The 12,315-nt window shown below is 64.9% G+C and carries 12 protein-coding genes; all 12 read right to left on the reverse strand.

All coding sequences use genetic code 11. From position 1 onward, the window contains the following. Nucleotides 1-10: 10 nt before the first annotated feature. Nucleotides 11-1,597, reverse strand: a complete 1,587-nt coding sequence (gene ffh, locus CKV91_RS07745) for a signal recognition particle protein (protein ID WP_065860540.1) — start codon at nt 1,595-1,597, stop codon at nt 11-13. A 104-nt stretch (nt 1,598-1,701) separates the two neighbouring features. Next, entirely contained in the window at nt 1,702-2,841 is a 1,140-nt protein-coding gene (locus tag CKV91_RS07750) for an alpha/beta hydrolase (protein WP_065860539.1), read from the reverse strand. Nucleotides 2,842-2,939: 98 nt separating this feature from the next. Beyond that, nucleotides 2,940-4,133 (reverse strand): signal recognition particle-docking protein FtsY, encoded by a 1,194-nt coding sequence (ftsY, locus tag CKV91_RS07755; RefSeq protein WP_065860538.1) that lies wholly within the window; start codon nt 4,131-4,133, stop codon nt 2,940-2,942. A 137-nt stretch (nt 4,134-4,270) separates the two neighbouring features. Beyond that, the gene (locus CKV91_RS07760; protein WP_021106131.1) at nt 4,271-4,927 is read right to left on the reverse strand and encodes a GtrA family protein; all 657 of its coding nucleotides are present in this window, start codon (nt 4,925-4,927) and stop codon (nt 4,271-4,273) included. A 181-nt stretch (nt 4,928-5,108) separates the two neighbouring features. Further along, nucleotides 5,109-5,351: a ribbon-helix-helix protein, CopG family gene (locus CKV91_RS07770; protein WP_021104688.1), complete on the reverse strand. Its 243-nt coding sequence runs from the start codon at nt 5,349-5,351 to the stop codon at nt 5,109-5,111. A gap of 40 nt (nt 5,352-5,391) precedes the next feature. Continuing rightward, a complete protein-coding gene (gene mutM / locus CKV91_RS07775; protein WP_021104687.1) occupies nt 5,392-6,336 on the reverse strand; it encodes a bifunctional DNA-formamidopyrimidine glycosylase/DNA-(apurinic or apyrimidinic site) lyase in 945 nt (314 codons plus the stop codon). Continuing rightward, the gene (gene rnc / locus CKV91_RS07780; protein ID WP_021106132.1) at nt 6,320-7,054 is read right to left on the reverse strand and encodes a ribonuclease III; all 735 of its coding nucleotides are present in this window, start codon (nt 7,052-7,054) and stop codon (nt 6,320-6,322) included. The genes mutM and rnc overlap by 17 nt, the downstream gene beginning before the upstream one ends. Further along, the gene (rpmF, locus tag CKV91_RS07785) at nt 7,054-7,245 is read right to left on the reverse strand and encodes a 50S ribosomal protein L32 (RefSeq protein WP_021104685.1); all 192 of its coding nucleotides are present in this window, start codon (nt 7,243-7,245) and stop codon (nt 7,054-7,056) included. Before rpmF ends, rnc begins: the two co-directional genes overlap by 1 nt. 42 nt (nt 7,246-7,287) lie before the next feature. Next, nucleotides 7,288-7,836: a YceD family protein gene (locus CKV91_RS07790; RefSeq protein WP_021104684.1), complete on the reverse strand. Its 549-nt coding sequence runs from the start codon at nt 7,834-7,836 to the stop codon at nt 7,288-7,290. Nucleotides 7,837-7,958: 122 nt separating this feature from the next. Continuing rightward, nucleotides 7,959-8,465, reverse strand: coding sequence for a pantetheine-phosphate adenylyltransferase (gene coaD, locus CKV91_RS07795; protein ID WP_021104683.1), 507 nt, complete (start codon nt 8,463-8,465; stop codon nt 7,959-7,961). Between the two features lie 74 nt (nt 8,466-8,539). After that, entirely contained in the window at nt 8,540-9,151 is a 612-nt protein-coding gene (locus CKV91_RS07800; protein ID WP_231933859.1) for an RsmD family RNA methyltransferase, read from the reverse strand. Nucleotides 9,152-9,789: 638 nt separating this feature from the next. Continuing rightward, entirely contained in the window at nt 9,790-12,072 is a 2,283-nt protein-coding gene (locus tag CKV91_RS07805) for an ATP-dependent DNA helicase RecG (protein WP_231933729.1), read from the reverse strand. Nucleotides 12,073-12,315 lie beyond the last annotated feature (243 nt).

Consider the following 12,315-nt stretch of genomic DNA (forward strand, 5'->3'; position numbering starts at 1 on the left):
CATTGCTCGCTCATCGCCGACCCTTGTTGGCCTGCTTGAGCATCTTCTCCATACCCGAGGGCATCTGGAACTCGGACATGGCCTGCTGCAGATCTGCCTGGGAAGACTTGGAGTTGCCCAGACCGAAGGCACTGCCCTGAGGCTTCTGCTTCTTGTTGGCACGCCCCTGGGCAGCGGCACGTTCCTGGGCGGCACGCTTGGCCGGGTTTCCGGACCCCCTGCGGTTCTTCTTCTTGGACTTCTTGCCGCGCTTGGCAACCGATCCCATGACGCGTCCGGCCCCGGGGCCCATCATCTGAGTCATCTGACCCATCATCTTGCGAGCGTCGACGAACCGGTTGACGAGGCTGTTGACGTCCTTCACCTCGACTCCGGAACCCTTGGCGATACGGGCTCGCCGCGATCCGTTGAGAATGCCCACGTCGGCTCGCTCGGCCGGAGTCATACTGAGGATGATCGCCTCGATGCGGTCGATGTCGCGTTCGTCGATCGACTCGATCTGGTCCTTCATCTGACCCATGCCCGGCAGCATGCCCATGATCTTGGACATGGGACCCATACGTCGCATCTGACGCATCATGCCGAGGAAGTCGTCCAGACCGAACTCCCCCTTGCCCGCCATGATCTTGGCGGCAGCCTCCTCGGACTGCCTGGCGTCGAAGGCCTTCTCCGCCTGTTCGATGAGGGTGAGCATGTCGCCCATGTCGAGGATGCGCGAGGCCATCCGGTCGGGGTGGAAGACGTCGAAGTCCTTGAGTCCCTCACCGGAGGAGGCGAACATGATCGGCTTGCCGACGACCCGGGCGATGGACAGCGCCGCGCCGCCGCGGGCGTCACCGTCGAGTTTGGTGAGGACGACCCCGTCGAAGCCGACTCCCTGCTGGAAGGCCACGGCGGTGTTGACGGCATCCTGACCGATCATGGCGTCGACGACGAAGAGCGTCTCGTCGGGGTGGGTCACTGCCTTGATGTCGGCAGCCTGGGCCATGAGTTCCTCGTCAACGCCCAGGCGGCCAGCGGTGTCGATGATGACGACGTCATAGAGCTTGCGCTGTGCCTCGGCGATGGCGTCCTGGGCCACCTGGATCGGGTTGCCGACGCCATTGCCGGGTTCGGGGGCGAAGACCTGCACCCCGGCCCGCTCCCCGACCACCTGCAACTGGGTGACGGCATTGGGACGCTGGAGGTCGCAGGCGGCAAGCATCGGGGAGTGCCCCTCCGCCTTGAACCATGCGGCGAGCTTGCCGGCCAGGGTCGTCTTGCCGGCGCCCTGCAGACCAGCAAGCATGATGACTGTTGGCGGATTCTTCGCGAACCGGACGGTACGCGTCTCGCCACCCAGGATGTCGACGAGTTCCTCGTTGACGATCTTGATGATCTGCTGGGTGGGGTTGAGCGCCTTGGACAGCTCCTCACCACGACAGCGTTCCTTGACGGCTGCGACGAATTCCTTGACAACACTGAGGTTGACGTCGGCCTCGAGCAGCGCGATACGGATCTGCCGAGTCGTGGCATCGATGTCAGCGTCAGTGAGACGACCTTTTCCACGCAGCCCCTTGAAAGTGGCTGCGAGACGGTCCTGCAGAGTGTCGAACACGGATAGTCCTTCGGTAAGGGTCACGAGACGAGGTGCGCAGGGAGCGCTCCTCCTAGGCTACCGCCTCACCTTGTCATGAGAGGCGGGGAACCACGGCACAGGCTTCACAGGCCGAACTGGCCAAGCCATCTCAGGCATTGGCGAAGGTACGGAACATAGGTCCCAGTACCATGCCCTCCTTGGTCGAGGACGATGAACTCATACTGCTTGAGTGCGTGGGCATGATTCCAGAAATCCTGTCCGTCGGACCACACCTGACCGTTCAACATCAGCGGATTGTCCACGTCGCCCCATGTTGACCGATCGCGTTTTGACATGACCGAGAGGAAACGCACCCTGGAGTCCACATTCCCCGCCTTGACCCTCGCCAAGGGCGAGTTGTCAGCAATCAACTGAGGCGTCACCTTGGAAAGTGCTGGCCCCTCGAAGGTTGGATGATAGTACCCTGCCAAGGCGAAACCCGCATTGAAGTCGAGCGGGTACTTGGAGGTGAGGTTGGCAGCGCAGTAGCCGCCAGTACTCCATCCAGCCACAAATCGCGATTCCCGTGTGCTCCCGACGCGATAGTGTCTCTCCACCTGTTCCCGGACCGTCTTCATGACCCATGTCTGATGGTTGGTCCCCGCAATGTCCATGCATTCGGTATCCTGCCCAGAACGAATCTTGCCCGGCAGAACGACGACGATGAATGGGGTGACCTCACCGCTCTTGACCAACGAGAGTGCCGGGTCGATGAGCGGGATCGATTGCAGAGCGTGGTCACCGGTGTCATTGACGCCTCCGATCCAGTAGAGGACCGGGAACTGGGTGTGTGCCTCGGACTTCTCGAAGTACTGTGGCGGCAACCAGACCGGCACATGCGAGTACGCAGGGTCTGTCCCCGCCACGTCGACACCGGTGAGGAGACCACCCGGATTTGGATTGTGTGGTGACACCGGAACGACACTGGCCGATGGACTCGTCACCGTGACGAGGTCTTGAGTCGAGACGGTGGCAGTCCTCCCGAACAACTCGTCCCAGCTCGCGTAGAACGCATAGGTGTTGTTGACGTGCAGGAATACGGCGACGAGCCCGAGTGCCTGACACAGAAGGACGACGACGAGAGCAGCCGCACCTCGTCCGATCCGTCGTGGAACCGATCGACCCCAGCTACGCAGTGCCACGACAATGCCAATGATCAGTGGCGTGGCAACTGCGAGAATGGCCACGGTGAGCTCAAGGCCCGGGCTGAGTATGTCGATCACGTTGGGCGATCCTATATCGACGCTGCTTACATCGGCACAGGCTTATGTCGGCACCGGTTCACATCGACATGGGGCACACACCGTACAGCGTGCCCATCTCACTGCCCCATGAGTCCATCGACGAAGCCCGCGGCTTCGAAGGGTGCGAGATCGTCGGGCCCCTCACCCAGCCCGATGAGCTTGACGGGCACGCCGAGCTCCTGCTGCACCTGCACGACGATGCCTCCCTTGGCCGAACCGTCCAGCTTGGACAGGACGACACCGGTGACGTCGACGACCTCGGCGAAGACGCGGGCCTGGGTGAGGCCGTTCTGACCAGTGGTGGCGTCAAGGACGAGGAGCACCTCGGACACGCTGGCAAGCTTCTCGATGACGCGCTTGACCTTGCCCAGCTCATCCATGAGCCCCGCCTTGTTGTGCAGTCGACCAGCGGTGTCGACGATGACGACGTCCGCACCGTCGTCGATACCGGTCTGGACGGCTTCATAGGCCACCGAGGCGGGGTCGGTCCCGGCGTCCTTGCGCACGGTGCGCACTCCGACGCGCTCCCCCCAGGTCTCCAGCTGCTCACCGGCAGCTGCGCGGAAGGTGTCGGCGGCACCGAGGACGACCGATTTGCCGTCGGCGACGAGCATGCGGGCAATTTTTCCGCAGGTGGTCGTCTTGCCCGTGCCATTGACTCCGACCATGAGGATGACTGCCGGCTTGCCCTCCTCGTGGTCCAGCTTCAGCTCACGGTCCATGTCCGGGTTGACGAGTGTGACGAGTTCGTCGTGCAGCACCGTGCGGGCGCGCTGCGGATCGGCGACACCGTCGATGGCGAGTTCGGAGCGCAGCTTCTCCACGAGTTCGGTACTCGGCCCGACGCCGAGGTCGGAGGTGATGAGGGTGGTCTCGAAGTCGTCCCAGGTGTCCTCGTCGATGTGGTCGGAGCTGAGCAGCTCGGCGAGACCGCGAGCCAGGGCATTGTTGCTGTTGGCCAGACGGCGACGCAGCCGTGCCAGACGTGAGGTGGAGGCCTCCGGCGTCTCCACGGTGGGCTGGGCCTCGGCACGGTCGGCCGGTTCCTCGGCAGCCGGGGCACCGGTCGGTTCCTGGGCAGGTGCTCCTTCAGCCTGGTCCGCTGCACCTGCATGTGCAGCCTCATCGGTGGAGGTGGGCTCGCCCTCACCGATCTGTGGACGCTGCCCACTCTTGACCTGTTTGCGATTGACGATCGCGACCCCCAGGGCGATCACCCCGAGGATGACAAGAATGACAAGGATGGTTCCGATGACAACAGCAGAATTCACGATGCCATCCTATCGGGTCGGGGCAAGACGTCCCTCGAGTGACGCTGGGGTCTACCATGGATTCAGATGATCCATGACACCTCAGGCACAGGCGTGGGAACAGCCATCAGCGAGCCTGACGTGAGCGTGTCGCCGTGTCACCGGGAGTATTCAGCGGCAGTCGTGGAACCGCTGGTGGTTGCCGTCGGATCGCCAGCCGATTCAGCAGCCTCGGTGGGGTGCCCCGCAGCCGTGCCATCGGCCTCGATGTAGGCCAGCGTCTGCCCCTCATGGCTCTTGACGGCCCGGAAGGTCCACAGTTTGTTGACGACGAAGTTGATTGGCATCGTGACGACGATCGTGATGATCTGCGACCAGTACTCCCGGGAGTGCAGACCGGCTGACTCGTGGAAGAAACCCTCGGGGAGATAGACGGGTGAGGTGGGATTCGTCAACGCCACCTTGATGAACAGACCGGCGACGGCGGCCACCGAACCGACGAGGAAGAACGGACCGAACTCGGCCCACCAGCCGCGACGCACATCCCGTTTGAACGTCCAGGAGCGGTTGAGCTGGAAGTTGAAGACGTTGGCCACCAGGAAGGCCACGATCCACACCAACGAGGTGAACCGGAAGTTCCACCTCGTCCCGAACAGGTTGAACAGCACGTCCTGGGCATGTGCGGTGCCACCGTGCATCTTGTTGAGGACGATCGCGACCAGGATGTTGACGACGAACCCGGATCCTCCGACGAACCCGAACTTGATGAGTTCGCGCAGGGTCTTCGACCAATCTCGCTGCTTGTGGGTGGACATCACGGCCGTAATCCTACGGCGATGGGCAAAACAAGGCACATCACGCTCATGTCGAACCCAAGGCGAAGCTCGCGATGCGGCCAGTCATCATCCCCGAGCGGTTCAGTCCACTGCGCCCAGAAAGCCGCGTGGACGACATCGTCGGGGTCAAGTCCGTGCTTGAGCGCACTCGGATGAATCCTCATGCGGCATAGGCAGCCAAAACCTGCCGGATCGCCTCCGCACGTGTCACCTGCCCCCGATCTGCAATGACATCAAGAGCAGCAAGCTCGTCTGCCGTCAGGGCGTGACCACGTCCACAGGCTCGGCCCCACGCCCTGGAATGGCCTCGACCACGTCGCTTGAGCTCCGCAACGTCACAGTCAGCCTCGGCTTCGGCAACCCATGCCTGGATCTGCTCCTCGATGGGCGTGTCCACGTTCACACGACAATGATGGACATGCACCGAAGCGCGGCATGTGCCGTCAGCGCAACCGTTGGCACCTCGGACACCGGTGGCTGGACCGGTTCATGAACGACTCGCGAACGATGGGCGTTCCACAGCGGTGGCAGGGCTCACCTTCTCGTCCGTAGACGTCGAGGGAGCGCCCGAAGTATCCCGAGCTGCCATTGACGTTGACGTAGAGCTTGTCGAACGAGGTACCACCCTGCTCCAGGGCCTCGACCATCACCCCGCGAGCAACCTGCCACAGCTCGACGGCCTGCCGCTGGCTCATGGCATTGGTGGGGGTCAGCGGATGCAGCCGGGCACGCCACAGGGACTCATCGGCATAGATGTTGCCGATCCCGGAGACGAGACTCTGGTCGAGCATGGCGCGTTTCACGGTACTGCGTCGCCGACACATTCGCTGGGCGGCAGCGTCGAGGTCGATCTCTGGGTCGAAGAGGTCTCGTCCGATGTGTGCGATCTCGGTGGGCAGCGCAGCACCACCGGGGCTCACCCACATGGCCCCGAAGGTGCGTTGGTCGACGAACCTGAGGACCTCTGCCCCACCGGGACGGGCAGCCTCGATCTGGTGGGCAGTCGCTTCCAAGAGGAAGGTGGCGCGGGTGTGACGGTGCCCGTCGTCAGTCGGTTGCCGCCCAGAACCAGCCGATTGGTGCCCACTGCCAGCCTGCAGAGGTTCGGTGCGGACGGCGTGGGGCCCGGCGTCGACGCGGAACTGCCCGCTCATCCCCAGGTGTGCCACCAGTGCGGCGTCGTCATCCAGGGCGAACCACAGGTACTTGCCGCGGCGGCGCACATCGACAATGGTGCGATTCCGGCATCCGTGGACGAATGCAGCAGCACCCCCGACCTGGCGTCGCACCAGGCGGGGATGGTTGACCTCCACGCAACGGATTCGGCGATCCAGGACGTGTTCGCGCAGGCCGCGTCGGACCGTCTCGACCTCAGGAAGTTCCGGCACTCGTCAACTCGGTGACGGCCAGGCGAGCAGCTCCCTGCTCGGCCTCCTTCTTGTTGTGGCCGGTGAAACCGGTGTGCGCCACATCGGCGACAACGGCGTGGGCCTCGTACCGTCGATCGTGATCCGGCCCCGATCCGACGACGTGGTACTGCGGACCCTCCCAGTCATGGGCGGCGCACAGCTCCTGCAGAACGGTCTTCCAGTCCGTACCGGCACCGGTGCGCTGGGCCTCGTCGATGAGCGGATCGAAGAGGTGGTGGACGAGCCGCAGGGCACTGGGAAGCCCCGCGGACAGTTCCACGGCGCCCAGGAGCGCCTCGGTGGTGTCGGCCAGGATCGACGTCTTGTCGTGCCCACCGGTGAGCTCCTCGCCCTTGCCGAGCCTGACGTACGGGCCGATGCCGAGACGTCGTGCCACCTGTCCCAGCGACACCGTGCTGACGACGGCTGCGCGCAACTTGGCCAGATGGCCCTCGCTCAGCTCGGGGAAGGCTCGATAGAGGTAGTCGGTCGTCCCAATTTCCAGGACGGCGTCGCCGAGGAATTCCAGTCGCTCGTTGGTGGGCAGTCCGCCATGTTCGAAGGCGTAGGAGCGGTGTGTAAGGGCGAGATCAAGGAGTTGGGGGTCGATCTCGACCTCCAACTCCTTGAGCAACGCCAGGAATGCCCAGCTGTCGTCGGGGGTGCGGGCCCCCGGCCCAGCTGCTGGCCTGGCCATCAGGCCTGGGTCACCTGACGCATGTTGCTGCGGGAACCGTACTGGCCACACTCCGGGCAGGCGGTGTGCGGCAGGTGCTTGGCACGGCAGGCAGGGTTGGCGCACATGACGAGGGTCGGGGCGACAGCCTTCCACTGCGAACGACGGTGCCGGGTGTTGGAACGGGACATCTTCCGCTTCGGGACAGCCACGATCTTCTCCTTGGGGTATGTGTCTTGACGGCGTTTTCGGGCTCAGGACTCCATGGGGTCGAACTTCGCCAGTTCGGCCCATCGGGGGTCGATCTGGTCCCCGTGGTCGTGATCGGGATCATCATTGAGGTGGGCTCCGCACTCGGGGCACAGCCCCAAGCAGTCCGGGTCGCACAACGGGTTGAGCGGCAGGTTCAACACGATGGCCTCCCGAAGAACTGGGTCGAGATCGATGGTGTCATCGTCCTGCACCCACAAGGAGTCCTCCTCGGCCTCGCGATCGGGGTAGAAGTACAGCTCCTGAAGGTCGAAGGTCCGAGGATCCTCGATCCGGTCCAGGCAGCGTGAGCACTCCCCCACCAGCGTGGTCGATGCAGTTCCCGTCACGAGGATCCCCTCGACCACCGACTCCATACGGAGATCGACGTCGATCGACGAGCCCTCGGGAACACGAATCATGTCCACACCGAGCTCCGCTGGAGCGGGGAACGGACGATGCACCGCAATCATCTGACCAGCTTGACGGCGCAGTCCGCTGACATCCATCAGCAGGGCATTGTCACCGTCAGGACGGCGATGGTTGGTGTTCATCGCAAGATTCCCTTCGACCAGTGGAACACGACGAGGTCATGACCGGCGCACCAGTTTACTCTCTCTGACGTCTCAGACAAATCCCCTCGGACCCACCGGGCCATATGTCGCCGTGGGTCACGTCACTCGTCACGACCGGGCTCGCCCCCCAACACGCCGGAACCGAACTTCCGGCGCAGGGCCTCGGTGACCGTCGGAGTGACGAATGCGCTGACGTCTCCCCCGTAGGAGGCTGCTGAACGAATCATCGACGAGCTGATCGTGCCGAATTCTCGTCCGGCCGGGAGCAGGATCGTCTCTATGCCGCTCATCTCCTTGTTGAGGTGGGCCATCTGCAGCTCGTAGTCGAAGTCGCCGCCGAATCGCAGGCCACGGACGATGACGTCGGCACCATGTGCGCGGCAGAAGTCCACGAGCAGCCCGTCGACGAGATGCACCGAGACCTGCGGTATGTCCTTGACGGCGTCCCGGACGAGGGAGACCCGCTCATCCATGGAGAAGATCCCGTTCTTGGCGGTGTTGACGGCCACCCCCACGATGACCTCGTCGACAAGGTTCCTGGCTCGGGTGACGATGTCGACATGGCCCCGGGTGATCGGGTCGAAGGACCCGGAAAAGACGGCCTTCATGGGCGTTCCTCCTGGTGTGAGTTGGTGCGGTGGGTTGACGTGGTTGCAGGCCGGTGGGCGGGCTGCCGAAGAACTCATTGACTGGGATCAGCCCGTTGGGCGTAGTGGACGACGGTCTGTCCGTAGGACGACGACCAGTGCTCCATTCCCTCGGGAAAGGTCGGTGCTGCGGTGCGAGCGGAGCGTTCGACGACGAGGAGCCCGGAGTCGACGAGCAGGCCGGTGGCTCGGGCGATGAGCTCGTCCATCTTGGTACTGGACAGGTCGTAGGGAGGGTCGAACCACATCACGTCGTAGCGCCCGGTGTCGTCGTGTCCCGGGGTGTCGCGTCCCGGTTCGCCATGCCCGGTGACGTCATTTCCAGCGGCACCGACAGACCGGGAGATCCAGGCAGAGACGTCGGCGGTGACCACCTGCACCGTGGCAGACAACGCCTTGGCATTGGCACCGATGATGGCGCTCGTCGCGGGCGTTTTCTCCACGCACACCACTGGCCCGGCCCCCCGGCTGGCAGCCTCCAGCCCCATCGCCCCCGAGCCGGCGAAAAGGTCTGCGAAGGCGATCCCTGCCAGGGCATCGCTCACCGGCTCGTCGGCGGTGCCGTTCCACGAGGCGATGGCGGAGAACACGGCCTCCCGCACGCGGTCGGTGGTCGGACGGGTCAGCTGGGTGGGCGGCGTCTTGATGCGGCGTCCTCCGTGACGGCCAGCGATGATTCTGCTCACGGTTCCAGCATATCGACCCCGCCTGGGAAGGTTCGACGAGCTGCCAGCGCCCGGCACGTGCCGCGGCTACACACGGCTCCATGGACATCGTGTCACCAATGGCCCCTGCTGCCACGGGCAGATGCAGATGCCACGGTCTGAAACAGAATTGCCACACGCGTTGTCCTCTCATACCTGTCGCGAGCGGTGTTGCATCGGGCACAGGGAGCGCATGGGCAACGGGCACAGGGGGCACATGGGTCTTGACAGCCCCATCACCATCCGAGGAAGACCCCTGCTGGAGTCACCTGGGCACCGTGCAGGTGGGGCGGCTGGTCACCAGCATGGGTGGTCAAACAAAGGTGTGTTCCCCATCGACTTCGCCCTGGAGGGCCCCTCTATCGGCTCTCGTACCGCCCTGGGACCCCACTTGGGGAGATCCTGCGCACCATTGCGTCGTCCTCGAGGCGGCCGGTTGGAGCGACAGGCGCGGTTGGAGTGCATGCTGCGCAGGCGTGTTCGTACTGCAGAACCGTGCCTTCTGCGGAAATCCCATGCTGCCCGAGATGCCGTCACCTGCAAGTGTCGGGCTGGCTGTCTTCCTGACCAGTCCTTCCTGACTAGCCCTGCTCCATGAGGTCGCCGGTGGCCATCTCCTCGGTCGAGCGCACCATGTCTGCCAGACGTGGATCATCGGGATCCTGACTCACCCATCGGATGGCCAGGTCCTTGGCCGCAGTGATGACGTCGGCATGATCGAGCACCCGCAGCATGCTCAGCACCGAACGCCCGGACTGATTGGCTCCCAGCACATTGCCCTCGTGTCGTTGGGCCAGGTCGAGTTCGGCGAGCCGGAATCCGTCCCGGGTGCTGGCCACCGCGTCCAGCCGGGTGCGTGCCGGGGTGTCCGGGGCGGCCGAGGTCACCAGCAGGCACAGTCCGGGGTGCTGGCCACGCCCGATGCGCCCGCGCAGCTGGTGCAGCTGGGAGACGCCGAACCGGTCGGCATCCATGATGACCATCATCGTGGCGTTGGGCACGTCCACCCCCACCTCGATGACGGTGGTGGCGATCAGCACCTGCGACTCGCCTTCGGCGAACCGTGCCATGATCGCCTCCTTCTTCTCGGCGTCGAGCCGGGAGTGCAGTGCCTCGATGCGCAGCCCGTTGAGCGGGCCGCGAGCCAGGCGAGGGCCGAGCTCCTCCACCGAGGCAGCCGGCCTGACTCCCCCCGGGCCCCCGGAGCCAGCCCTGCCCCCGGCATCCCGCGACATCCCCGGACCGATCCCCACCTGCGTATCGGCCCCCATCTCGGCATCGTCGGCGCCGATGCATGGGCACACGATGAAGACCTGATGGCCGGCATCCACCTCCTCGCGCACCCGCTGCCAGGCCCGGTCCAGCCATGCCTGGTGGATCGGCAGGTCGACGACGGTGGTCTGCACCTCGGCCCGGCCGCTGGGCAGCTGCGCAAGAGTGGAGACCTCGAGATCGCCGAAGACCGTCATGGCGACGGTACGTGGAATCGGGGTGGCGGTGAGCACCAACTCGTGGGGGCGGGCGTCGTCGCGTGCGGTGAGCAGGCCGCGCTGGGCCACGCCGAACCGGTGCTGCTCGTCGACGACCACCAGGCCGATGTCGGCGAACTGCACCGTGCCGGAGAGCAGTGCATGGGTGCCGATGACGATTCCGGCCTGCCCGTCGGCGATCCGGGCACGGGCCTGCCGGGCACTGGCCGTGCGCATCGACCCGGTGAGCAGCACGACGTCGGTCGCGTTCTCCGGTGCACCGAGCACCTGTCCACCGCCCAGGTCACCGAGCATGGACGTGATCGTCTGCCAGTGCTGTCGGGCCAGCACCTCGGTGGGGGCGAGCAACACCGCCTGGTGTCCGGCATCGACCACCTGCAGCATGGCACGCAGCGCCACGAGGGTCTTGCCGGAGCCGACCTCGCCCTGCAGGAGCCGCTGCATGGGGGCGTCTGCTGCGAGATCGGCGCTGATGGTCTCGCCAACCTGTTCCTGGCCCTCGGTGAGGGTGAATGGCAGCCGGGCGTCGAAGGCAGCAGCGATGCCGTCGTCACGATGCGGGCAGGCTGGCGCCCTGCGGGTTGCCGCCACCTGACGACGGTGTGCCATCGTCACCTGGGTGGCGATGGCCTCCTCCCACAGCAGACGTTCGGCACCCTTGGCGGCATCGGAGACCGCCGAGGGACGATGCACCCATTCGTAGGCCTGCGCGAGCGGTGCCAGATCGGCCTCCGCGACAAGCCAGTCGGGCAGGGTGTCGTCCAGCTGGCCGACCTCGGTGAGCACGAGGTCGATGGTCTCGGCGATGGTCCAGGTGGGCAGTTTGGAGCTGGCAGGGTACAGACCCACCAGTCCGTTGCGCATCACCTGGCTGGCCATGGTCTTCTTGTCGGCGCGCCCCACCACCTGACCGGTCTCGTCGAACATGACGAAATCGGGGTGGGTGAGCTGGGGTTTGTCACGAAACGAGGTCACCTTGCCCACGAAGATGCCGTGGCTGGAGACGGTGAACTGCTTGCTCCAGTAGGCCACCAGCCATTTACGACCGAAGAACGTCACGGGTAGGGTGGCCCTGCCGTCGGTGAGGGTGACCTCCAGGCGTTGCCGGGCATTGGATCCGGCCCCGACGGCGATGTCGTGGATCTCGACCCGGGAAACGTCGGCGATGAGCGCCACCTCGGTGCCCACGACGAGGTCGGAGAGATCGGTGTTCTGGGTGCCGGTGAGGTATCGGCGTGGCAGGTGGCCGAGCAGGTCGCCGACGTCGTGCACACCCAGGGCGTCGAAGGCCTTGGCGGCTCGGTTGCCCACCACCGAGCGCAGGGGCCGGTGCAGTTCCTTCTGGGTACGGGTCAACCACGAGACATCAGCCACGGCTTCGAGGTTACCGGACAATGATTTGAGCGGCACACGGCTGTGAGACGGCCAAGCTGTGGGGCGGCCGCACTCCCGGGACTGTCGGGGCAGGTGGGGAGCTGGGGTGCGGGTCATCGGGTGCAGAGACGGGGCGCCCGGACGAATCGGGCACGTGGCTCACCTGACCCGCGGTCAGCTCACCTGGCCACGCGTCTATAGCACCGCAAACACGACGAGAGCCCGTCCACAGGGACGGGCTCA

Source organism: Cutibacterium granulosum (assembly GCF_900186975.1).
Classification (GTDB): domain Bacteria; phylum Actinomycetota; class Actinomycetes; order Propionibacteriales; family Propionibacteriaceae; genus Cutibacterium; species Cutibacterium granulosum.